The sequence below is a fragment of the Streptomyces sp. NPDC001157 genome (assembly GCF_053598255.1).
In genome coordinates, this window is sequence record NZ_JBSFJW010000034.1 from 29431 (window position 1) to 50378 (window position 20948).

Consider the following 20948-nt stretch of genomic DNA (forward strand, 5'->3'; position numbering starts at 1 on the left):
GCCCTTATCTTCAACCCCAACATGTTGTGGCCGACGGCGAGTTGATACCCACAGATTGTGTACAAGGGTGCGCCCGGCCGGAATTGGGCCACGCATGTCCCAGGCAGCCGCAGATCGACGACGAGTGAGGACGTTCATGACTGAGCGATTCGGAGACGGTACGACACGGGTGGGCGGCGAGACGCTGGCGACGGCCCGGCCCGCCGTACCGCGCCCCGGGAGGCGTATGCGGTCGACGACCCGGTCATTCAGCGTCGGCGAGGGCAAGGGATACCTCACCGTCGCGCACACCCCCGACGGCCGCGTCGCCGAGGTGATGGTCCGCATGGCCAAGCAGGGCTCCACGCTCGCGGGCATGATGGACGCCTTCTCCTCGACCGTCACCCGGGGCCTCCAGCACGGCGTCCCGCTCGAAATCCTCGTCGCGGACTACGTCGGGACCCGCTTCGAACCCTCCGGCCTCACCAACGACCCGGACATCAAGCAGGCCGGCTCCGTCATGGACTACGTCGGCCGCCGCCTCGCCCTCGACCACCTGCCCTACGAGATCCGGGTCGGCCTCGGCATCCTCACCGCCGGGGAACGCGCCGCGAAACAGACCCTCGACGGGGTCGGCGACGCCGTGTGGACCGACCTCGTGGGCCTGTCCATGTCCGCACCGATGGTGGGGCGACCCCGCCGCGGCTGAGTCATACGAAAAAACGACACGGCACGCAAACAACCCCAAGATCCCAAATGACTACTATAAGTGCATATATTGTCACAATACGTAGTCGAGCCAGGGCGTCGCGCCCGGGTTAAGAAAGGGTCTAACCATGCGTAAGTTCCAGCGCGTTGCCGTCGTAGCCGCAGCGATCGCGGGCCTGTCCGCCTTCGGCGCCGGTGCCAGCTTCGCCCACGACCACGGCCACGACCACGACGACGAGGGCGTCACCGCGGTGGCCAACTCGCAGTCCAACGCCGTGGCCTACGACGACGACAGCCACAGCGGGCGCCACGGCAGCCCGGACGCGGCTCCCGCCTTCACGACGGGGAGCGACTTCAACCTCGGCAACGTCACTCCGCCGGCGGCCAAGTAACAAAGCCCTGTCCAGCAGGCCGTGGTGAACGGCCACGGCCTGCTGGGCACTCCGCCCAGCAGGCCGTTCATCCGACAGCGGCCGTCTACGCCTTACTTGCCGAAGGCGTTGCTGCAGCCCATGTCCGAACCCTCGGAGGTGCTCTGCGCCCCCGTGTTGCCCTCGCCGTTGAGCGCGTTGCCCAACAGGCCGTTGATGAGCCCGACCTCACCGAGGACGCTGATGTTCAGGTCGTGCGACCTGCAGGTGGTGCTCTGCTGGACGCCGACGCCACCATCGGCGTGCGCGCCGCCGGCGCTCAGAAACCCGACACTCCCGAGGGCGGCGAGCAGGACGGCAGCCTTGCGAAGCTTGTGCATGTCATCTCCGGTGGAGCGAAGTGGATGCGACCTGTGACAGATCAACTCCTTGTTGCAACGGGAGATTAGTGGTAAATACCCCAAAACGGACGGCAGCGCGCCAGGTGTCGTGATCTCGCATGTGTTCTCGCAGCGAAAACCCCGCGGCCGACCTCAGATGCCTCGGAAGGTGACGGGCAGCCTGCCGGTCGGCTCGATGTCGCCGAACAGCGCCTCGGCGACCGCCCCGCCCCCGCGTGCACCTCCTTCAGAAGCCTCTCCTGTACGCCGGTCAGGTCCAGCGAGGCGGTGTCCTTCAGTTCGCCGTCGGTGCGGTCCGGGGAGAAGTAGCCGCCCTTCGTCTGCTCGCCGACCACGACGACCGCCACGTCCGCCCGGAGCGCCGCGCAGTTGACGACCCGCTCGGCCCGGTCCGGATCGGCGTAGGGGTTCTCGAAGAGGCCGAGCCGCTCCTTCAGGGTCGGCACCCGGCGTACGGCACGGTCGAGCAGCGCTTCGTCTACGCCGCCCTCCCGTACGGCGGCGGCCAGTTGGTCGAGGGAGATCTCGTCCCACGACAGGCTGATGTCGACTCCGGCCCGCAGGGCGAGCCCGGCCGCCTCGCGCGCGGTGCCCGCCACGTGCTCGCGCACGAGACTGCGTAATCGCCCCGGAACCGGAGTGTCTCGTCTTCACCCATGAAGCCAACCTGCCACCGGCCGCGGCGCCCACGCGTCGCCCCTTCGCCGGCCGCCCCGTGACTTTGGTAGCCGGGCGCCGGTCCGCACACCGCCGAAAGTCAGCGTCCTCCCTGCGCCGCTCATCCGCTCACGCATGGCTCCGAAAACGAGCCAGCGCCCGAGCCGACCGAAGCCGACCCGAGCGCTGCGCAGCAGGTCAGAGGGCGTATCCCCCGACCACCACCGGTAGGCCCTGTGGGACTCGAACCCACAACCAATGGATTAAAAGTCCTGGTGTGATCTTGCTGGGTGGTTCCGGACACTGCTTCGGTTTCCGGAACTGCCTGGTCAGGACAGGTGTTGGTTGATGAGCGGTCTGCTCCGTGGTGACCGCTGCTGCACCGTCCGCTCACGCATCGCTCACGCAAGACAAGCTGGTGACCAGTACTTTTCCACCCTTCTGCCTGACGTCTCCCTGGCCTTCATGGCAGGGTCAGCAGTGATCCGGGCTGATCGTATGCGACGGGGTCGGGTGAGGCCCGTCCCGCCGACCGAGCGGCCATACGGAGGAACGGGAGGGATACCCAATCCGTGGTGCGCAGTTTGGACGACGACGCTCCCAGCCGCTTAGGGGGAGCGGGCCGACGCTTTCCGTTCGACACTCGCAATGATGTGCGAGCCGCGGAAGTCCTGCTCTCCCGGCGCCTGATGATCAACCGTGCTCAGCGCATCGCTCTGATGATCGGGGTGGCGGCAGCCCTGACCGCCGCCTGCGGAACCGCATTGACGTGGGAATCCTCGCGCTTCCTCAAAGGCAACATCATCTGCGGTGCAGTGATCGTGTTGTGCGCTGCGGCCATCGTGATCACGACGGACAGGTCGCTCAAGAACAGGCACGAGTTGGAAGCGGAACTGGAGGAGACCCGGGAGTCGCTGCGCCGGCTGAACGCCCATGAGCATCCTCCGCTGTCCGAGCGGCGCCTGCTCTACCGCGAGGACGTCACTGGAATCATCGAGCAGTACCAGGCCGACAGCCGTAAGTACCGCCGCGTTCACAACATCCTGCAGTCCCTCATCATCATCGGCTCCGCCACAACGACGACCATTGCTGCCCTGGATACGGGCCAGCAGTTGACCTGGCAGAGCGTTTCTCTCACCGGCATCAGCTTCGCTGTCACGCTCGCGGCGGCGTTCACCGGCTACTACAAGTACCGCGAGCGCAGCTTCTTCCTGCAGCAGACCGCCGACGATGTCGAGAAAGAAGCCAATGCGGTCGCTCTCGGGATGGGTCCGTACAGCGAGTTCGAACCTGCCCAAGAGCAGGAGGCCCTCAAGTTGTTCACTCAGCGCGTCGAGGACCTGCGCAACGAGCAACGTCGGCGTCAGCAACAGCTGGACCAGCCCACGGAACAGGCTTCGCCCACCACGCCACCCGCTGCGTGAGTCACAACGAGCAGTAGTCAGAAAGGGACCGGAAACTCGTGAGTTCGTTAGCCCTGCGGTCTGGCTGGTGGATGCTCCGCCGCTGGGCCAGATGGCGGCGCTGGATGCAGAAACAGAGCCAAATAGGCTGGGCTGCACAAAGGCGAGCAGAGCTGGAGGCTGCGCTTTCCGCGTTGGAGATACCGCTCGAAGATGCGGCGAAGATCCGCGGGACCTTGCGGTCATGGCGTCCCTACCCTGAACTGATCGTCGTTGGCCTCGGTATCTTCCTGGCGATGGCGCTTCTGTGGCGGTTCTCGGTGAACGTGGCGGAGAGCGCGGTACACGCCGGCGATTGGCCATGGGGAGAACGAGCTGTTGCCCACTATCGATGGCTGGCAGCCCGGAGCAACAACAGCGCATCTCCTCATCTGAGTCCGAGGGACTGGGCAGCGTGGTGCGCGTTCATGGCCCTGTGGGCCCTCCCGCCCATGGCGTGGTGTTTCCGTCACAGCACAACCGCGAGGAACGCCTTGGTTCTCAAGTGCATCCACGCTGTCGTCGCGTGTGCGAAGGCCCGCACGGCACGCGGTCGAGCTCGCGCAACCGCATTTCGACGGGTCGACAAGAGCTGCCGAGAAATAGAGCAGTACTTGTTCAAGGTTCACCGGGCATCTCGCTCTGTGTCCCGGAGATCGCCGAGAATCAGACCAATAAAGCAGCATGCAGCGCTCGTTGCCGGCGCTCAGCGCGACGCCCTGCAAAGAGTCGATGTCGATCCTCGCCAGGCGCTCAGCGAGCTGGCCCGATTGCAGATCGCTATCGCAGAGAGCCACCTTGAAGGCAAGCATGCAGCGCTGCTACCGGCTGATCAGCTTGAGGGCGTGCGCCCCGTCTCACGCCTTCGCAGCCAATGGCGGGAATCCGCGCACATCGCGGCTGCGATCCTGGCGGCGATGGGGGCCGCGATAGGAGCGGCCAAGGTATTCGCAGCCTTCGGTGTGAGTAAGGACCTGACTCCGTGGCTGACCATTGGCACTGCAGCGCTGGCCGCAATCATCGTTGCTGGCTGGGCCCGCGTGTCCCGCATGCTGGAGCTACTGCCGGGATGACTTCTGGCGGGCGACGGCGCCGCGGCCTGGTATGGGGTGGACGTCTCCCAATCGCGAGCCTCACCAGCGGAGGTGGAATCTACGCCCACCCATCAAGCGGCACCCGGGGCCCACCGTGCGGTGTTATGGACAGGGTTTGCGGCTGTCCGTTGTCCGCACTGCCGGACTGGATGTTCTTGCCGAGTTGCGCGGCGCGGATCGCGGCGACGTACCCGCTCGGGCCGGCGCCAAGGGCGACGACGTCGTAGTGCGCACTCATGACGTGCCCCTTGCCAAGGTGTTCGATGGTTGGCTCGTGGAGCGAGTGGTCATGCCGCGCGGTGGTGGGGTGCCAGAGTGGCGTGGATCTGGTCGCGGATGTCGCCGAGGACGGCTTCGTCGCTGCGGTGCAGGTACAGAGTGGCGGTGGTGCTGATGTGGATGATCGCGGTGATCACCCGCGCCAGCGTCGCCGCGTCGGCGGCATCGATGTACTCGTTGTGGGTGAGCAGGCCGGTGATGCCGTCCTCGAGGCGGTCGGCAAGGGCTAGACCCGCTTGCCGGTAGGGCTCGGCCGGGTCGCCGAAGACGAGTTCGTGCAGGTATGTGCGGCCGTTCTCGGTGTGCTCCCTCAGGCACTCCACCACGGGACGGAGGAGAGCGATGACCGGCTCCAGCACGCCCTGTCCGACGGCGGCGTTGGCGGCGGCGAGGCCGGAATCGATGGCGGCGGCAAACTTCTCGTTCTGCACCATGATCAGCAACTCGGCCTTCGTGGACGCGTACAGGTAGAGGGTGCCGATCGCGACGTCGGCCCGGTGGGCGACCTGCTGTGTCGTGACCCCGCTGACGCCGTGTTCGGCGAACAGTTCGCGGGCTGCGGTCATGATGCGCTCGCGCTTGGCCTGTTTGGCCCGCTCGCGGCGCCCGATCGGCATGCGGCCGCGTGCCATGGGACCTCCCTTGACAATAATTCTGAGTCGACTCATAATTGAGTGTACTCGGGTTGATGGAGTGAGGCGAGGCCCCAGACGTCACGCCGACTTGGCCGATCTGGCCTCATGCCTGGATCAATAGGACGAAGACAAGGAGTGGCGCCCCATGCGAGCGTTCGTCGTCACCAAGTACAAGGAGCCGCTGCAGGAGGCGGACGTCCCCGAACCCACCATGGGGGAGCACGACGTGCTCGTCCGGGTGGAGGCCGCCGGACTGAACCCGCTGGATGAGAAGATCCGCGCCGGTGAGTTCAAGCAGATCTTGCCCTACAAGGTGCCGCTGATCCTGGGCAACGACGTTGCGGGCACCGTCGTCCGCGTCGGGACGGCAGTTCGCGGCTTCAAGCCCGGAGACGAGGTCTACGCCCGGCCCCACCAGGACCGCATCGGCACGTTCGCCGAGCGCATCGCCGTAGCGGAGGGCGACCTGGCGCTCAAGCCCGCTTCGATCAGCATGGAAGAGGCCGGCTCGCTGCCGCTGGCGGCGCTCACGGCGTGGCAGGCGCTGGTGGAGCGCGGGAAGCTGCGGCCCGGGCAGAAGGTTCTCATCCACGCCGGCGCCGGCGGGGTCGGTTCGATCGCGATCCAGCTCGCCGCGCACCTCGGCGCGAGCGTCGCCACCACCGCCAGCGGTTCCAACGCGGCCTACGTGCGCGCGCTCGGCGCGGACACGGTGATCGATTACCGCACCCAGGACTTCGAGCAGCTCCTGACCGGCTACGACCTGGTGCTGGACAGCATCGGTGGGGAGACCCTCGAGAAGTCCCTGCGGGTGCTCAAGCCCGGCGGCAAGGCCATCGGGATCGCCGGTCCCCCGGACCCCGCGTTCGCCCGCCAGGCCGGCCTGAACCCGCTGCTGCGCCTCGCGGTCACAGCCCTGAGCCGCAAGATCCGCAAGCAGGCGAAGAAGCTCGGCGTGACGTACGAGTTCCTGTTCATGCACGCCAGCGGCGACCAGCTCCGCCAGATCACCACCCTCATCGACCAGGGCGCGGTGCGCCCGGTCGTGGGAAAGGTGTTCCCCTTCGACCAGACCCCGCAGGCGCTGCAGTCCCTGTCCCAGGGCGGCATCCGCGGCAAGGCCGTCATCGGCAACAGCTGACCCGCCGCAACCGCGACGGGCGACACGAAACACACAGCGACACGGAACACGCAAGGAGAATCCGTCATGAGCAGCACAGACACCCCGAACGAACCCGTCATCACCTCCTACGCGAAGGCCCCGGCCCGCACCGTCCGCGCAGGCGGCGTCACCTACGCCTACCGCGAGCTGGGCCCGAAGGGCGGCATCCCCGTCGTCTTCTTCGTCCACCTCGCCGCGACCCTGGACAACTGGGACCCCCGCATCATCGATCCCATCGCGAAGGGCCGTCACGTCATCGCCTTCGACAACCGCGGTGTCGGGGCATCCACCGGCCAGGTGCCGGACAGTGTCGAGGCGATGGCCGACGACGCCTACACCTTCATCAGGGCGCTCGGGTACGACAAGATCGACGTCTTCTCGTTCTCCCTCGGCGGCATGGTCGCCCAGGCCCTGGTGGTGAAGCACCCCGAGCTCGTCCGCAAGCTGGTCCTCACCGGCACCGGGCCCAAGGGCGGCAAGGACATGGACAAGGTCGCCAGAATCACGTACTGGGACATCCTGCGCGCCACCTTGACCCGTTCGGACCCCAAGGAGTTCCTGTTCTTCAACCGCAACGCCACCGGCAAGCCCGCCGCGCGCGCGTTCGTCAACCGGCTCAAGGAGCGCACCGTCGACCGCGACGCGGACATCAAGACCAAGGCGTTCCAGACGCAGCTGAAGGCGATCAAGAAGTGGGGGCGCTCCACCCCCGACGACCTGTCGTCGATCACGCAGCCCACCCTGATCGCCAACGGCGACAACGACCGCATGGTGCCGTCGGTCCTGTCGGAGGACCTGCACCGGCGCATCAAGGGCAGCGAGCTGATCATCTACCCCGACTCCGGGCATGGCGGCATCTTCCAGTACCACCAGGAGTTCGCCCCCGTAGCGGTCGAGTTCCTGGCCCGATGACCGCCATCTGACCAGGAAAAAGGGCAACATCATGAGCACGTCGCCGGTCGCCGCGCCCCCGGAAGTGAAGAAGCCTCTCACCTCCTCGATCCTGCTGTGGGTGCGCACCGACCAGCCCCGCCAGACCGGCATGGACCACTGGAAGGGCCCGCACTCAGGGATCATCTCCGCCACCCCGGGCCTGGAGGAGTACCGGCAGATCCACCTCGCCGAGCACAACCCGGGCCGGTGGCCGGCCATCGACGGGGTCCAGACCGCGATCCCCGCCGACCGGAAGATCGACGGCGTCGCGGAAGTCACCTTCCAATCGGCGCTTGCACCCCTGAAAGGGCGCAAGCAGACGAAGCTGGCCTACGCCGACGAGATCAACGTGTTCCGCCGCACCCTGCTCTACACCGGCCCGCCGAACTCATCCCGCTGGTACGACGTCGCAGGCCCCGGACAGACGGTCGGTGCCCGCGCGCTGATCTACCTTCGCCGCAGGGACGGCGTCGGCGCCGGCGCCTTCCGGAAGTTCGTCAACGAGCAGCTCGCCCCCGCGCTCGCCGGCACCGGAGCGCTGACGGAACTGCGCACGCAGACGTTCCTGCCCTGGACGAAAAAGCTCTGGGACACCCCGGACGTCGCCCACGACAACCCCCACGACCAGCGCTTCCACGCCTCGGTCAGCCTCGGGTTCACCGACACCGCGGCACGGGACGCCTTCTTCAGCGGCAACGCGATCGAGGACCTGTCCGACCGGCTGGCACCGCAGGTCTCCGCGATCCACGCCTACGACGTCGCCGCCGCCCTCACCTACGTCAAGGACGGCGAGATCCTCCCGCACTACCAGGAGTGAGCAGCGCGGACGGGAAGCGGGACCGCCGGATCTGCTCGGCACATCCATCCGCCCCGGCTTCCTTGCCCTCCTCGCACCCCAATCGCCGTCTGATACCCACCACGCATCCGGAGCCAGCCATGAGCGAGCAGCAGAGCACCATCCACTACGAGCGCACCTCACCGCAGATCGCGAAGATCACCTTCGCCAACCCGCCCGTCAACCTCATCGTCGGCGAGACAGTCCTGCGCCTCATCGAGATCGTCACCGAACTGGCCACCGACCCGGACATCCAGGTCGTGCTGTTCGACAGCGCCACCCCCGACTTCTTCTACAACCACTTCGACCTGGCTGCCGCAGCCGACTTCCCCGCCCCCGAGGACCCGGACGCGGCGCCGGCCTGGACGAATCTGGTCCTGGAACTCTCCAAAGCGCCCTACATCACCATCGCGGCCATCCGTGGACGCACCCGCGGCGGCGGGAACGAGCTCGCCCTCGCCCTCGATCTGCGCTACGCCAGTCGTGAGAAGGCGATCTTCGGACAGCCCGAGGTCGGTAGCGGACTGCTGCCCGGCGGTGGTGGCAGCGAACGCCTGCCCCGGGCCATCGGACGCGACCGCGCCCTGGAAGCCATCCTCACCAGCGACGACTACGACGCCGACACCGCCGAGCGTTGGGGCTGGGTCACCCGCGCCCTCCCCGACAGCGAACTCGACGACTTCGTCGGCACCGTCGCCGCCCGGCTCGCCTCCTTCGACCGCACCTCACTCGCCTCGGCCAAAGCCCAGATCAACCGGGCATCCCTGCCCCCGGACGCGGACCTGGTCGCCGCGTACGGCGAGTTCACCCACTCCCTCACCCTCCCCGGGTTCCTCACCCGGGCCGCAGGCACGCAGGCCGTCGTCGAACAGGCCGGCATCGACTTCGAGTACCGTCTCGGGCACTACATCGGCATCGCCAACCAGTAACGCTGACACCCACCAGGAAACGAGCACGGACGCAGCGGATGCCGCGTCCGTCCTCTTTTGCCGCGGGGCCCACCTGATTTCCGACGTCTTCGGCACCTTGGTCGACCGGGCACCAACATCACGGGCGAATTCGAACGCGTCGGCGCCCTCTTCGGGCCACGGGCCGATTGACCAGGACTCACCGCCAAGTGGCGCAGCCTGTACCCGCCGACACCGCTGCGAGTGGCGGCGGGGGAAGTGCCCCGGCGGTCGCTGGACGAACTACACCGGATGATGCGCGGACGAGTGCGCGCCGAGCATGGCCTGACCAATCTTCACCGACACCGACCGGGCCGACCTCGCGATGCCTGGCACCGCCTGAGCCCGTGGCCCGAAAGCCGCGATGGTCTGTCACCACGGTGGTGCCCCGCTGCTGATCGGGCTGCTACCGGATCGACCGCCGATGTCATCCACGGCTCGACGGCCGCGACGGTGCACCCCTTCTCGACACCGGCCGGCCAACTGTTCAAACGCCATGGATCACGGAGCCCGACGTGAAGAGATCACGTCGGGGCCGAAGAACAAGCTCAGGCGTCCGTGCTGTGAAGGTCCGGGTAAAGCGCCTCGACCGGGCCGCTCAGAGCCGCCTTGACCCCCTTGGTCAACTCGTCGGCCAGGACCTCGTATTCTCCGGCCTCGACGGCGTCGTAGACCGTCGTCACCAGCTGCGTCGGCAGCATCTTGGGTCCGTCAGCGTGCGCGGCCATATCGGTGTCGACATAGCCCATGTGCACCCCCGTCACGTGGACGCCCATGGGTGCGAACTCGATGCGCAGCGAGTTGGTGGCCGACCACAGTGCGGCCTTGGACGCGCTGTAGGCGCCGCCGAAGGCATACCAGCTGGCAACGGAGTGCACGTCGATGAGGACTGACCCCTTCTTGGCGGCGAGGACCGGTGCAAAGGCGCGGGCGAGGAAGACCGGTCCGAAGAAGTTCGTCTCCATGTTCGCCCGGATGTCCGCCTCGGTGACGTCCAGCAGGCTCGCGCTCGGCGGGATGGCGCCCGCGTTGTTGACGAGCACGGTGACATCCGCCGCGGCTGCCACGGCCGCGTCGATCGACGCGCGGTCGGTCACGTCAAGGGTCAGGGGGACGATGCGGTCATCGTCCCAGGCGCGGGGGAAGCGGGCAGTGGCGTAGACCTTGACGGCGCCGCGAGCCAGGGCGTCGTGGACGAAGTGGGTACCGATACCGCCATTGGCGCCGGTGACGAGGACGACTGCTCCATCGAGGGAGGGCATGGGCTCCTTCTTTCCGAGGGGGATGCGAGGTACGTGGCTGCGCACGGATGGAGCAACGACACGCCGCCCCGCGATGGGAGAATGAGCGGAGCCACAGTCGAGCTCACACGGCACTGAGTACAATCATAACTGACTATAGTCAGAATCGAATCCTGGAGGACACTGCCATGCCTGTCGGACGGCGCGAGCGGAACAAGCAGGAAAAGCTCGACCGCATCGTCGCTGCCGCCAGTGAACTGTTCGCCGAACACGGCGTCGATGAGGTCACGACCCAGCAGATCGCGGACAAGGCCGACATCGGCACCGGGACCTTGTTCCTTTATGCCAAGACCAAGGGCGAACTCCTCCTGCTTGTGCAGAACGCCAAGTACGCCGAAGCGCTCGAGCAGGGCCGGGCGGACGCCGAGACCGTCCCACGCGTGCTGGACGCGGTGCTGGCGATCGTCCGGCCGATCGTCGAGTGCAACCGCACCCAGATCGACAACGGACGCACCTACCTGCGAGAGATGGCCTTCGGTGACCCCGAGGAGCCCCGGCACAGCGAAGCACTCGCCATCGTCGCGCAGACCGAGGAGGCCATCGCCGCCGTGCTGCGCCGAGACGAGAGGGTCGCAGAGGGCGACGCCGCGACGCTGGCACACATCGTGTCCGCCGTGATGTTCCTCAGCATGGCGGCGAGCGTGAACATCGCCTTGAGCGTCGAGGAGATCGTGCAGGACATCCAGGGGCAGATTGAGGTCCTGCTGCCTCGCTGAAGCGCGGCCCCAGCCTCAGGCCCAGGCGACCATCCGGGTGGTCCTCGGCTGCGTCATGGCCCGCACCCCCTAAATGGCAGGTCATCCGGCCGTTACTGCCCATTCCGAGGAACGGCAGTGACGGCATGGGGCGGCCCGGTTCGACGCCGTCCCGCGCGGTGAGGAAGTCCCCGATCGCGCCGTCCTGGAGGGCCTCCACGACTTCCTTGCGGAGGAGTTCGAGGTAGGCGGCCTGTTCCTGCGGAGAGGCGAAGACGGGCAGGTGCGCGCGTACGGTTTCCGAGGTCCGCAGCCGGTCCGAGAGCCAGCCGAGCAGATCCGCGCCGGTTGTGGTCTGGAGTCCGCACGTCAGGTGCAGGGTGCGGCCATCGGTGGCTGCCACCGCGTGCCACCAGCCCCGGGGCAGGTACAGCATGTCGCCGGCGCGCAGGACGATTTCTTCTATGGGATCGTCTGCCGGCGGCTCCGGGGCTTCAGTGTCACGGTGGAGCGGGTTGATTCGGGTCGGCCCATACAGGCGCCACTGCTTGGCCCCTTCGAGTTGGACCACGATGACGTCGTGATCGTCCCAGTGGGTGCCGAAGCCCTCCGTGGCGGTCCAGGAGGCGTACGCGTTGATCTGGACACGGCCTCGGAAGACCCCTTCGAGAGCCTGTGCCAAGTGTTCGGCGGGCTGGTGGAGTTCATCCACGGCGTCCAGGACCAGCGAGGCGCCGTCGTGGAGTTGGCCGTGCAGCTGCGAGGGTTGGATGCGCTGCCAGACCACGTTCCAGCGGGTGGTGACGCCGGTGGCGTAGTGCTGCCAGGGGATGAGTTCGCCGTCGCGGTGAAGGCGGAGGCGAGGCGCTTCGAGGCGTCCCAGGCCGATGACCGTGTTGAGGTCGTCCCACGTCAGGACGGACGAGAAGTCGGCGACGCTGCGCCAGATGCGGTAAGTGCCGCCGAAGGCCCCGGTGGGGAAGTCCCCACCGAGGCGTTCGACCACCTTCGAGAAGGCGGTCACTTCTGTCGGCTCCGCTCAGTCGTTGGAGTCGGAGACACCGGTCGAGCCGCCGTCGGACGGCTGCTCCGCACGGGAGCGTGCGGCGGCGATGGACTTCCGGGAGACGATCAGTCCGTCCTCGGCGGGCTTCATGACGACGTTCTCGGGCATCGTGCACTCCTGTTCTCTGGGCTTGCTCCCGCTCAGCCAGAGCGAGAGGTCATGAGCAGATCCGCTGTGTCGGTTGTGTCGGTCACTGGCTGCGGATCTGGAGCAGCGCCCGCCCGCCTTGGGGGCACGGGCGCCGTACCGCCCGGGGCTGTCCTTCGGTACACCGGGCGGGGCCTATGGGGGCTACAGAGAGGTCCGCAGGCCCTGCAGGACACGCGAAAGCAGAGCCGCCTCCGGCTCGTTGGCCTCGACAGCGGCTCGCCCCTCGGCGTGCCACTCCCCGAGCAGTTCGCGCCACGCGGCCTCGGCACGCATGACTTCGGTGCGGATGTCCGCCAGCGCCAGATCGGTTTCCGTGCGGAGCCGTACCAGGTCGGCGGGTGTCAGGCGCAGAGTGCGGACGGTGACCGTGCCTTTGGTGCGGCGGGGCACGGACAGCTCCACGCATCGCTGCGGATCGGCGACGCCCGCCAGTTCACCTTCGGGCAGCAGCCGTAAGGTCAGCACGGCGGAACCGCCAGCTCCGCCCAGACGGTTTTGCCCCAGTGCATCTCGTCGTAGCCCCAGCGGTGCGACAGCGCGTCGACCATCACCAGGCCGCGTCCGGTCTCATCGCCGTCGGTGACCAGATCCATCTTGGGCAGCGCGTGGGACTTGTCGGTGACGCCGATCCGTACGAGATCGTTCGTGACGCGGCGGACGGACACCCGGACCAGACGGCAAGGGGTGTGGCGGACCGCGTTGGCCACCAGCTCGGAGACGATCAACGTGCCTGCGTCGGCCAACTCGCCTATGCCCCAGGTATTCAGTGCGGCCGTAACGAGCAGCCGGGCACGACGGGCCGTCTCAGGCTTGCAAGGGAGGGTTTCGGTGTAGGCGGGCGGTCCGACTGCGGTGGGTCTGGTCATGACGCTCACGGGGTCGTCTCCTCGGGGCTGGGACGTCGCGCTCACAACTGGGGGAACGAGCGGGACTCTCCTGCACTGCCGCCGAGGGGGAGCCTGGCTTGTCCGGCGACGCCAACGACCGTACGGAGAACCGAAGTTCTGCCTCAACGAAATTGCGGGGAATTGCGCAACGTCATCCGAGAGAGTTGATCGCCGCGTTGATCAGGGCGCGGGCGGCGTTGCCGTGGACTGCCATCTTCATCAGCTCCCCGAACGCCTTGCGGTAGTCGGCGAGTTCGCGCGGCTGAACCACGTTGACCTCGGCTGTGAGGGTTTCCACGACGCTGCGTGTGCCGTCGTGGAGGTAGAACGCCTCCAGCGGCCACATGGTCCTTCGAGCCGTGAAGGGGATGACGCCGAGGGAGACAGAAGGGAGCGGCATCACGGTCAGCAGATGCCTCAGCTGTCCGGCCATCGTGTCGGCGTCGCCGACGAGGTAGCGGAGGACGCACTCCTCCATGAGCACGACGAACCGGTGTCCGCCCTCGTACAGAAACCGGCTCCGGGCGACGCGCGCCGCGACGGCCTCGGAGACGTCGTTGGGGGTGCCCTGGAAGTCAGTGATGGCCTCCATCAGGGCCGTGGCGTAGGCGGGGGTCTGGAAGAAGCCGGGCACGACGTTGGAGACGTACGCGCGGGTGACGCCGCTCTGCGCGTAGCGGTCGTAGATGTCCTCCTGGGTCTTGCGCATGCCGGTCCGGTGGGCCCTGCGCCACTCCAGATACATCGAATCGACGGCACGGGCCGTGGCGATCAGGTCTTCGGCCTGGTCGGCGGCACCGCAGGCAGCACACCAGGAGCGGATGTCCGTGTCGGTGGGCTGCACCTCGCCTTTTTGGATGCGGGTGGTTTTCGCGGGGTGCCAGCCGCACCGGGCGGAGAGTTCCTTTCCTGTGAGGCCGGCGTCCTTCCGAAGGTGTGTCAGGCGCACGGCGAGCGCTTCACGGGCCGCTTGCGCGCTGGACGAGGGGGAGGCGGTCATGGGGTGGGGCGGGGGTCAGACGGTGTACTTCTCGTGGTCGACGGCGCGCTCCCATACGGCCTCGAAGGCGTCGGAGCAGAGCTTGACCACTGCGGGGTCCTCGCTGAATTCCTTGGGCGGATCCGCCCAATCACCGTCCCCGGTGAAGATGTTGAACTGCACGAGGCGGTCGTCGAACAGCCAGAAGTCGGCTCCTGGCAGGGCGATGTCCACGGCCCGCCGGCGGGGCAGCCAGCGCACCAGCTCACCGGCATCGACATTCAGCGGGGTAGTGGTGTGCTCCCACCGGATGTAGTCCGTCACGGGCTCGGAAACGATCCTGGCCCGGCGCATCACCACACCACGGGCGACGGCCTCCCGCACGGTGCCCAGCCATGTTGGCCACCACCGTGCCGTCGGATCGATATCGACATGGCCGGTGCGCTTGAACTGCTCGAACTCCTCGGCTTCGTCACCGACGCCGTACGCGTCTCGCATCTCCAGGTGCACCGCGCTGCGGCGCGTACCGGCCAGCAGCTCAGCGAAGCTCAGCACGCCGCTCTGCGACATCGCACGCCTCCCTCAGAATCGGCACCATGCGGGCGGGGATGCGGATCACCGTCTCGTGGGCGGGAATTCCCACCGCGTGCCCGGCCACCCACTCCGTACCGCTGATCAGTGCCTCCAGCACTTCCTCGGCCTTGACGCCCTGGAGGACCAGGTCAGCCGTCTCCTCTTCCACCCACACCGTCGGCGACCCCTCGCCGCCGGTGTTCGGGTCGATCCCGATGAACTGTAGGTCCACAATGCCCTCCCGGATCAACTGGGTTGCGCGTTCTTGCGTGCGACGGTTCCGAAGGGGGCCTGGGCCGTCAAGGGCGCCTAGGGGGTTCGGGGACGACGTTGGCTTGAAGGCACCGGCTCTCAGTCGCATAAGCCGCGTAGGGCTTGGTCTCTACCGGCGCGGTCGATGCTGCTGTCCGGTGAGGGTCGGCGCCGCTGTGGGCTGGTGCCCCTGACTCTGTTGAGCGGAGAACGAGGCTGCGATGGTCGAGCGTCGGCGGGCCGCTTCGGCGCGACGGTTGGGTGCCGGGTTTCGGCCGGTGTGCTGGATCCGGGTGATCAGCACGCGGGCGGGTTGGCGGGCGGTGGTCAACTCGCGCTGAGCGGCAGCCTCCTTGAGGAGCTGGTGGGGTTGATGCCCATGGGCTTCGGCATCGGCGAGGACGGTGGCGAGCGCGGGCCAGGCCGGGTCGTTGAGAATCCGCTCGGCGTGGTCGGGGACAGCTGCTCGTACATCGCTGGCCAGAACGCGACGGGTTTCCTCCCTAGGCGGGCGGGCTGCGAGTTCGGTGAGCGCCGGGTGAAGGGCACGGTCGGCGGCGGTCTGGAGGTGCTGTAGAGCCTGGTGGGCTGCGTCGGCCTGGTGGGCGTGGTTCTTTGCTTCGTGCCATCGCCCGGCGATGATGGCGGCCCACACCAGGGCTGCGATCAGAGCGGCCAGCGCGCTGCCGTCGGGGCCGGTGGCGGTGTGGACGATGTCGCGTGCCGCGCTGCGCAGTGCGTATGCAGCGCGGTCTTCTGCCTGGATCTGAGACCGCTGAGCCCGGGCGAACGCCCTTGATGCGGCTTGGAGTTCGGCGCGCAGGTTGTCGGGGGCCTTCTGGGCGGTAGCTTCGATCAGTTCGCCGAGGGCGGTGATGTGGGCTTGGGCGTAGGTGTCGTCGGCGAGGTTGGCGCGAAGGGTGTCGAGGGCGTCGGTGGCCTGGTGCCAGGGGGTGCTGGGGCGATCGCGGCGGGCAGTGGGCTGCTCCTCCGGCACGACGTTTTCCAGACGGGCCTTGATCTTGGGCAGGGTGAGATCGGGGGCGATCCTCTTCCCGGGGTGGAAGATCTGCTCGCCACCTTCGTTGAGGTCCCCGGGGCGGCCGGCGGCGTAGCCGAGAAGGTCGCCTGACGGGCCGCGCCTGGCCTTGATCAGGATGCCGTCGGCTTCGAGGTAGGCGATGAATTCCTCGGCATTGGTCACGTGCGGGATCGCTGCCCGGATGCGGTCTTCGAGCCACTCGGGACTCGTCTGGTCCCAGCCAAGGCGTTCGGCCTTGTGCATCTCGCCCTGTGTGGGGCGGCGGGTGCCCGTGCGGTCGCCCTTTTTCAGCTGGCGCAGCCCGTAGTCCTTCTCGATCTCGCGGCAAGCGTCGCCGACGCGGAGGCCGCTGTCGTGGAGTTTGGGGCGGCGGCCGTCTTCGCGGACGGTGGTGGCGAGGATGTGGATGTGGTCTTCGGCGTGGCGTACGGCGATCCAGCGGCAGGCGAGGTCGTCACCGGCGGGGGCGATGCCGGCCGCCTCGACGATGCGCTGGGCGATCTCGCCCCACTCGGCGTCGGAGAGGTAGCGGTCCTCGGGTGCGGCCCGGACGGGGCAGTGCCAGACGTGGTCGGTGACCTTCTTGCCGAACTCGCCGTTGCGCAGCCGGACAGGTTCATCGAGGTACCGGGCGAGTTCGGTGAGGGTAGCGCTCTCGTCGCGGCCGGGGTCGGGCATGCCGAGCATCGCGAACCCGGCCACGATGTGCGGATCAAGGTGCTCGTCGTGGCGGCCGGGGCCGTAGAGGTAAGCGAGCAGGCCGCGGGTGTTGGACCCGGCCGGTTTGATGGCGGCGATCACGCGGCTTCCTCTGTCTCCGGGTCGGCGGGCTGACGCAGGACTTCGGCGATCAGCTCCAGCAGCTGGTGGAGTTCGGTGAGGCGTTGGCGGATGTCGGGTGGGGTGAGGTCGCTGTTGAGGGCGCGGGCGATCTGGTTGACGTTGACGCCGATCCGGTTGAGCTGGCGCAGGACCTGGGCGCGGAAGATGTGGGTGCGGCGGCGGTCCTCGGACAGGGGCAGGTCGGCGGTGAACCGGCCGGTGACGAAGGCGAGGACGATGTCGGCGGCGAAGCCTGAGTCGCCCTTGTAGCCGTGCTCGGCGGCTGCCTCCTGGAGTTGGGTGTGCTCGTCGCTGGTGAAGCGCAGGGGGCCGACGCGGGCGACGCGCTTAGCGCCGGTGAAGCGGCGGATCGTGGGCTGGACGCTCTTCACGACAGGCTCACCGCCGACGCTCTCAGCGGTGTCGGTGGCGCGTACGGGGCGGAGGGTCTCGCGCTGGACGGTGTGGAGTGTGTCCTCGTCGGGGCCGCCCTCGACCCCGACGTCCTGGCCTGGCGCCCCCTGGCGCTGGGCCTCCTCCGCCACCCCTGGGGCGGAGATCCCCGAAGACCGGCCTTGAGTCGGACTCGGGGTACTACTGGCTCCGCCCGGGGCAGGTCGTCCAAACGCGCGGCGCCAACGGTCCATCAACGTAGGCGACTTCGTCAGCTGCGGCAGCTCGTCGGGGGCGTTCTCGGGGTCGAGCGGGTCGTGCGTCATGGACGGTTCTCCGGAGAGGGGTGGGGAGGGTGTACGGGTCACGGCGGAGATCGGATGGAATTCGGACGGCTGCCGCCCCATCCACAGGTGTGGACGATCACGCGATTCTTTGGGGGGCGGTACGGCAGGCCGGGTGACCGGAAGGGTTCCGGTCACCCGACAGCGGTTCCGGTCAGTCGCCGGGCCGATCGGTCTCGGCTGCTGCTTCGAGTTCGGCCCGGAGGACATTCATCACCTCGGTCAGCCGCTTGCTGCCGATCGTCAGCCCTTTGTCCTCAACTGCCGTCCGGACGACGGCCCGGGTGAGCTTGCCCTGCTCAGCGGCAGCAGCCCGGCCGATCTCCACGAGTACCTGGAGCGGGGCGCCGGGCGGACGGCCACCGCGCAGCTTGCCCGCTGCAGCGTCGGCGGGCGATTCCGGCGACTGGACGGATACGGCGGCCGACGGCTCAGTGGTCTGGCCAGGCTCAACCAGCAGACCCGCAGGCCGGACGTACTCGACCGGAACCTCGCCGGACTGGCCGACCGCGATGGCCGGCGCCTCGGCGGGCTGGACGGAAGTGGCGGCGGGTGCTTCCGGCACCTGCGCTGAATCGGGGGCCGAGTGGTCGACAGGCTGCGCAACGAGCTCGTGGATCTGCCGCATCAGCACACCGAAGGCCACCATCGCGGCGGCGGGAGGAACCGCGGCGACCACGTAGTCGAGCAACGGAACACTGCCGACTTGGCGAGTGCCGGTCACCCCGGCCACGTTGAGCCCGATGGAGCCGAATGATCCGATGACGGTGACGCCGATGGCCCATTTGTCAGTGACGCGGCGCAGGCCCGCACGGAGCATGAGGAGCTCGCCCGCGACGATGAACGCGTCCAGCGTCGCGGGCCACGCCCATCGGCGGGTCGGCGAGTCACGGAGTCCGTGCTGAGCGGCGACCTCGGCCAGGTGCGCGTAGGAGAGCCAGAACGCACCGGCCGTAAGGGCCACGATGACGACGCCGGCCGTTCGGAGCACGTACTGCTCCGCAGTGAGCTTCGTCTTCGCTGGTTGCTCCTGACCAGGATGGTCGTCCAGCGGCGGGCGGTCTCGGCGACGAGATATGAGCGGGATCCTCAAGCGGGATACTCCTGGGGTAGTGGTGTGGTGCGTCTTTGCCGTCTTGGCCGTTGCAGGCGCAGGTCACAGGGGGTACGGCAACCCCCTCGGCCCTCCGTCCCGGCAGGCTCTGTCGGCGTCTTGTTCCGAGACGGAACAAGCGCGGGATGTCCTGGCGGGCCTGGTGTCGGTGTGGCCGTGCCCGCGGTCGGGACGGTGGCGTTGCGTCTTCCGTCCCGAGAGGCAGCGCTGCGACCTGCGGTGATACGGCAGGACGGCGGTGGACGGCGCAAGACGGATACGGACGGCGGCTTGGCGGCAGAGGCGCGATTGATGATCGCGTTTCCGTCTTGGCCCCGGTTGCCGTCTTGCCTGTAGGCCGTGTGACCTGCGAGATCACGGCAAGGACGGCAAGTACGGCAACCAGGGGCGCCGGGCTCAGCCCTCGCCGCGAGTGGTGTCGGCGTCGACGGGGTGGACGGCGGGGCAGTACCGGCGCCAGGCGTCGAGGAACTTGTTGCGCATGTACCCCTTGCGCTGCGTTCCGTCAGCCACGCGGACGTTGCCGGACTTGATGCCGTACTCGCGGAGCATCGCGCCGAGATCACGGGCTGTCAGCCCGTTGCGCCCCCACTCTGCCCACGGGCTTTCTACGTCCTGGCGGAGGAGGTAGAGAAGTTCCTCGGTGGACAGGCTCTCGGGCTCGCCCCGGCCCGCGAAGATCCGGCGGATGTCGGCGAGGATGCGGGCACCGCTGGGGTGATCCTCCTCGGCCGCCGCTTCGGCGGCGACCATCCGCGCACACGCCGCACGCGCCAGACGGGGCCACGCACCGCCTGCCAGGTCGGCGACGATCACCAAGGGCTCCCAGGTGTCCGCAGCGCGGTCCTCCACCGGCATCGCCGGCTCCAAGTTCGCCGCCTCGTCCAGCAGCGGCCTGGCCCACGCGGCGATCCGGTCACGCAGGTCGTGCAGAGCCGGGGTATCGCGACGGGAGCGGAACGGCTTGACGCTCTCGCCCTCAGCCCGGCGGCGCATGCGGATCACGATCGCCCGGTCCATGATCGTGTCGGGCAGGTCGCCGATCCCCGCGATCGCCGCCATGGCGAAGGTGGCGAAGCGGTGTGGGGTGTGGTCGTTGCCGACGACCCGGGTCACGTAGCGGTTGCGCTGGTGGCCGGCGTTCAGCAGGCCGCGCATCTCCTCGTTCTTCTCCGCCACCTTCGGACTGCCGAAGATGGTGTCCGCCTCGTCCACCAGCAGCGTCGGCGGGTTTTCCTCGGTGATGGAGCGGAAAATCGCCGCAGGCGTGGTGTTGATGGTGAGCATCGGTTCGTGGACCGTCTCGGTCAGCACGTCCAGCAGCCGCGACTTGCCGCACCGCTTCGCCGGACCCACCACCGCCAGACGCGGTGCGTGCTGCCAGGCGGGCTGCAGATGCGTCGCCGCCACCCACAGCGTGACCGCGTCCAGTGCCTCTGACGAGGGCAGGATCACGAACCGCGCTATCTGGGCACGCAGTTCGTCCAGCAGCGCCGAGCCGGCGGTCGGCTCCGGATCCGGCACCACCTCCTCGGCGGATATGTCCGCCGAAGTGGGGCCCGGCGCACCGTCGTTGGCCGACGTAGGCGCTTCGCCGGCGTGGTGGCCGGGCTGGCCGGGGACGGCGACCGGCGGCCACGAAGGCTCGTTGGAGTTGGAATAGGGGTCGGCTCCCGCATGTTGCACAGGGCAGCTCCTCGTCTGGCGGTGGCGGGCTTGCGCGCCCTTGCCGCCGGGTTGGTTCTTCCAGGGCCGTTCGGGGTTGCTGGAGCCTCCGGCGTTGCGCCGCCGGGGGCTCCCTTCGTTCCGCGAGGGAACACGGACAGTACGTCCACGCCTTGGCACAGTCCAGCGATTCTGTGTCAGCTCAGCGCAGAACTGTCTGCT

The 20948-nt window shown here is 68.0% G+C and carries 25 protein-coding genes; 9 read left to right on the forward strand and 16 right to left on the reverse strand.

Annotated elements, in window-relative coordinates; translation table 11 throughout:
- Nucleotides 1–136 precede the first annotated feature (136 nt).
- A complete protein-coding gene (locus tag ACWDAG_RS38185) occupies nucleotides 137–688 on the forward strand; it encodes a TSCPD domain-containing protein (RefSeq protein ID WP_450700161.1) in 552 nt (183 codons plus the stop codon).
- Nucleotides 689–815: 127 nt separating this feature from the next.
- Nucleotides 816–1079 (forward strand): hypothetical protein, encoded by a 264-nt coding sequence (locus tag ACWDAG_RS38190; RefSeq protein WP_450700162.1) that lies wholly within the window; start codon nucleotides 816–818, stop codon nucleotides 1077–1079.
- 92 nt (nucleotides 1080–1171) lie between these two features.
- Here ACWDAG_RS38190 and ACWDAG_RS38195 read toward each other — a convergent pair whose 3' ends face one another.
- Together ACWDAG_RS38195 and ACWDAG_RS38200 are read right to left on the reverse strand one after the other, a co-directional pair.
- Nucleotides 1172–1438 (reverse strand): hypothetical protein, encoded by a 267-nt coding sequence (locus ACWDAG_RS38195; RefSeq protein ID WP_099929897.1) that lies wholly within the window; start codon nucleotides 1436–1438, stop codon nucleotides 1172–1174.
- A 65-nt stretch (nucleotides 1439–1503) separates the two neighbouring features.
- Nucleotides 1504–2070 carry a hypothetical protein gene (locus ACWDAG_RS38200; RefSeq protein WP_450700163.1) on the reverse strand — a complete coding sequence of 189 codons (567 nt, stop codon included), beginning with the start codon at nucleotides 2068–2070 and terminating at the stop codon, nucleotides 1504–1506.
- Between the two features lie 621 nt (nucleotides 2071–2691).
- Between ACWDAG_RS38200 and ACWDAG_RS38205 the strand changes: the two genes are divergently transcribed.
- Together ACWDAG_RS38205 and ACWDAG_RS38210 are read left to right on the forward strand one after the other, a co-directional pair.
- Nucleotides 2692–3540 carry a DUF4231 domain-containing protein gene (locus ACWDAG_RS38205; RefSeq protein ID WP_450700164.1) on the forward strand — a complete coding sequence of 283 codons (849 nt, stop codon included), beginning with the start codon at nucleotides 2692–2694 and terminating at the stop codon, nucleotides 3538–3540.
- 104 nt (nucleotides 3541–3644) lie between these two features.
- Nucleotides 3645–4631 carry a hypothetical protein gene (locus tag ACWDAG_RS38210; RefSeq protein ID WP_450700165.1) on the forward strand — a complete coding sequence of 329 codons (987 nt, stop codon included), beginning with the start codon at nucleotides 3645–3647 and terminating at the stop codon, nucleotides 4629–4631.
- Nucleotides 4632–4710: 79 nt separating this feature from the next.
- Here the strand turns inward: ACWDAG_RS38210 and ACWDAG_RS38215 are convergent, their stop codons facing one another.
- Both ACWDAG_RS38215 and ACWDAG_RS38220 read right to left on the reverse strand, forming a co-directional pair.
- Nucleotides 4711–4890 (reverse strand): hypothetical protein, encoded by a 180-nt coding sequence (locus tag ACWDAG_RS38215; protein WP_450700214.1) that lies wholly within the window; start codon nucleotides 4888–4890, stop codon nucleotides 4711–4713.
- A 49-nt stretch (nucleotides 4891–4939) separates the two neighbouring features.
- Nucleotides 4940–5563: a TetR/AcrR family transcriptional regulator gene (locus ACWDAG_RS38220; protein ID WP_450700166.1), complete on the reverse strand. Its 624-nt coding sequence runs from the start codon at nucleotides 5561–5563 to the stop codon at nucleotides 4940–4942.
- Between the two features lie 148 nt (nucleotides 5564–5711).
- Between ACWDAG_RS38220 and ACWDAG_RS38225 the strand changes: the two genes are divergently transcribed.
- The 4 genes from ACWDAG_RS38225 (at nucleotide 5712) to ACWDAG_RS38240 (ending at nucleotide 9425) form a co-directional block, all read left to right on the forward strand.
- Nucleotides 5712–6707 (forward strand): NADP-dependent oxidoreductase, encoded by a 996-nt coding sequence (locus ACWDAG_RS38225; RefSeq protein ID WP_275774681.1) that lies wholly within the window; start codon nucleotides 5712–5714, stop codon nucleotides 6705–6707.
- A 66-nt stretch (nucleotides 6708–6773) separates the two neighbouring features.
- On the forward strand, nucleotides 6774–7640 hold the full coding sequence (locus tag ACWDAG_RS38230; protein WP_450700167.1) for an alpha/beta fold hydrolase: 867 nt from the start codon (nucleotides 6774–6776) through the stop codon (nucleotides 7638–7640).
- 31 nt (nucleotides 7641–7671) lie between these two features.
- Entirely contained in the window at nucleotides 7672–8478 is an 807-nt protein-coding gene (locus tag ACWDAG_RS38235) for a strictosidine synthase (RefSeq protein WP_450700168.1), read from the forward strand.
- A gap of 119 nt (nucleotides 8479–8597) precedes the next feature.
- Nucleotides 8598–9425, forward strand: coding sequence for an enoyl-CoA hydratase/isomerase family protein (locus ACWDAG_RS38240; RefSeq protein WP_450700169.1), 828 nt, complete (start codon nucleotides 8598–8600; stop codon nucleotides 9423–9425).
- A gap of 566 nt (nucleotides 9426–9991) precedes the next feature.
- On the opposite strand, the gene ACWDAG_RS38245 is transcribed toward ACWDAG_RS38240, so the two are convergent.
- Nucleotides 9992–10705, reverse strand: a complete 714-nt coding sequence (locus tag ACWDAG_RS38245) for an SDR family oxidoreductase (protein WP_275774685.1) — start codon at nucleotides 10703–10705, stop codon at nucleotides 9992–9994.
- Between the two features lie 167 nt (nucleotides 10706–10872).
- On the opposite strand from ACWDAG_RS38245, the gene ACWDAG_RS38250 reads away from it, so the two are divergent.
- Nucleotides 10873–11460: a TetR/AcrR family transcriptional regulator gene (locus tag ACWDAG_RS38250; RefSeq protein ID WP_450700170.1), complete on the forward strand. Its 588-nt coding sequence runs from the start codon at nucleotides 10873–10875 to the stop codon at nucleotides 11458–11460.
- Here ACWDAG_RS38250 and ACWDAG_RS38255 read toward each other — a convergent pair.
- From ACWDAG_RS38255 to ACWDAG_RS38305, 11 genes are all read right to left on the reverse strand, one after another.
- Entirely contained in the window at nucleotides 11369–12463 is a 1095-nt protein-coding gene (locus tag ACWDAG_RS38255) for a cupin domain-containing protein (protein WP_450700171.1), read from the reverse strand. The two genes, ACWDAG_RS38250 and ACWDAG_RS38255, sit on opposite strands and share 92 nt — an antisense overlap.
- Before the next feature lie 15 nt (nucleotides 12464–12478).
- Nucleotides 12479–12613, reverse strand: a complete 135-nt coding sequence (locus ACWDAG_RS38260) for a hypothetical protein (protein ID WP_450700172.1) — start codon at nucleotides 12611–12613, stop codon at nucleotides 12479–12481.
- Between the two features lie 183 nt (nucleotides 12614–12796).
- A complete protein-coding gene (locus ACWDAG_RS38265; protein ID WP_450700173.1) occupies nucleotides 12797–13120 on the reverse strand; it encodes a hypothetical protein in 324 nt (107 codons plus the stop codon).
- Nucleotides 13114–13521 (reverse strand): ATP-binding protein, encoded by a 408-nt coding sequence (locus ACWDAG_RS38270; RefSeq protein ID WP_450700211.1) that lies wholly within the window; start codon nucleotides 13519–13521, stop codon nucleotides 13114–13116. Before ACWDAG_RS38270 ends, ACWDAG_RS38265 begins: the two co-directional genes overlap by 7 nt.
- 172 nt (nucleotides 13522–13693) lie before the next feature.
- Complete coding sequence (locus ACWDAG_RS38275) at nucleotides 13694–14542, reverse strand: helix-turn-helix domain-containing protein (protein ID WP_450700174.1); 849 nt, start codon at nucleotides 14540–14542, stop codon at nucleotides 13694–13696.
- Between the two features lie 15 nt (nucleotides 14543–14557).
- On the reverse strand, nucleotides 14558–15091 hold the full coding sequence (locus ACWDAG_RS38280) for a DUF6879 family protein (RefSeq protein WP_450700175.1): 534 nt from the start codon (nucleotides 15089–15091) through the stop codon (nucleotides 14558–14560).
- Nucleotides 15060–15326, reverse strand: a complete 267-nt coding sequence (locus tag ACWDAG_RS38285) for a hypothetical protein (protein ID WP_450700176.1) — start codon at nucleotides 15324–15326, stop codon at nucleotides 15060–15062. Before ACWDAG_RS38285 ends, ACWDAG_RS38280 begins: the two co-directional genes overlap by 32 nt.
- A 150-nt stretch (nucleotides 15327–15476) precedes the next feature.
- Entirely contained in the window at nucleotides 15477–17189 is a 1713-nt protein-coding gene (locus ACWDAG_RS38290) for a relaxase/mobilization nuclease domain-containing protein (RefSeq protein WP_450700177.1), read from the reverse strand.
- A complete protein-coding gene (locus ACWDAG_RS38295; RefSeq protein ID WP_450700178.1) occupies nucleotides 17186–17755 on the reverse strand; it encodes a MobC family plasmid mobilization relaxosome protein in 570 nt (189 codons plus the stop codon). Before ACWDAG_RS38295 ends, ACWDAG_RS38290 begins: the two co-directional genes overlap by 4 nt.
- Nucleotides 17756–18101: 346 nt before the next feature.
- Complete coding sequence (locus ACWDAG_RS38300; protein WP_450700179.1) at nucleotides 18102–18938, reverse strand: DUF2637 domain-containing protein; 837 nt, start codon at nucleotides 18936–18938, stop codon at nucleotides 18102–18104.
- Nucleotides 18939–19457: 519 nt separating this feature from the next.
- Nucleotides 19458–20747: a DUF3631 domain-containing protein gene (locus ACWDAG_RS38305; protein ID WP_450700180.1), complete on the reverse strand. Its 1290-nt coding sequence runs from the start codon at nucleotides 20745–20747 to the stop codon at nucleotides 19458–19460.
- Between the last annotated feature and the right edge of the window lie 201 nt (nucleotides 20748–20948).

Excerpts from the sequence above, each read along its gene's own strand:
- ACWDAG_RS38185 (WP_450700161.1), top strand. The coding sequence starts at position 137 with ATGACTGAGCGATTCGGAGACGGTACGACACGGGTGGGCGGCGAGACG.
- ACWDAG_RS38190 (WP_450700162.1), top strand. The coding sequence starts at position 816 with ATGCGTAAGTTCCAGCGCGTTGCCGTCGTAGCCGCAGCGATCGCGGGC.
- ACWDAG_RS38195 (WP_099929897.1), bottom strand. The coding sequence starts at position 1,438 with ATGCACAAGCTTCGCAAGGCTGCCGTCCTGCTCGCCGCCCTCGGGAGT.
- ACWDAG_RS38210 (WP_450700165.1), top strand. The coding sequence starts at position 3,645 with ATGCAGAAACAGAGCCAAATAGGCTGGGCTGCACAAAGGCGAGCAGAG.
- ACWDAG_RS38215 (WP_450700214.1), bottom strand. The coding sequence starts at position 4,890 with ATGAGTGCGCACTACGACGTCGTCGCCCTTGGCGCCGGCCCGAGCGGG.
- ACWDAG_RS38220 (WP_450700166.1), bottom strand. The coding sequence starts at position 5,563 with ATGGCACGCGGCCGCATGCCGATCGGGCGCCGCGAGCGGGCCAAACAG.
- ACWDAG_RS38225 (WP_275774681.1), top strand. The coding sequence starts at position 5,712 with ATGCGAGCGTTCGTCGTCACCAAGTACAAGGAGCCGCTGCAGGAGGCG.
- ACWDAG_RS38230 (WP_450700167.1), top strand. The coding sequence starts at position 6,774 with ATGAGCAGCACAGACACCCCGAACGAACCCGTCATCACCTCCTACGCG.
- ACWDAG_RS38235 (WP_450700168.1), top strand. The coding sequence starts at position 7,672 with ATGAGCACGTCGCCGGTCGCCGCGCCCCCGGAAGTGAAGAAGCCTCTC.
- ACWDAG_RS38240 (WP_450700169.1), top strand. The coding sequence starts at position 8,598 with ATGAGCGAGCAGCAGAGCACCATCCACTACGAGCGCACCTCACCGCAG.
- ACWDAG_RS38245 (WP_275774685.1), bottom strand. The coding sequence starts at position 10,705 with ATGCCCTCCCTCGATGGAGCAGTCGTCCTCGTCACCGGCGCCAATGGC.
- ACWDAG_RS38250 (WP_450700170.1), top strand. The coding sequence starts at position 10,873 with ATGCCTGTCGGACGGCGCGAGCGGAACAAGCAGGAAAAGCTCGACCGC.
- ACWDAG_RS38260 (WP_450700172.1), bottom strand. The coding sequence starts at position 12,613 with ATGCCCGAGAACGTCGTCATGAAGCCCGCCGAGGACGGACTGATCGTC.
- ACWDAG_RS38270 (WP_450700211.1), bottom strand. The coding sequence starts at position 13,521 with ATGACCAGACCCACCGCAGTCGGACCGCCCGCCTACACCGAAACCCTC.
- ACWDAG_RS38275 (WP_450700174.1), bottom strand. The coding sequence starts at position 14,542 with ATGACCGCCTCCCCCTCGTCCAGCGCGCAAGCGGCCCGTGAAGCGCTC.
- ACWDAG_RS38280 (WP_450700175.1), bottom strand. The coding sequence starts at position 15,091 with ATGTCGCAGAGCGGCGTGCTGAGCTTCGCTGAGCTGCTGGCCGGTACG.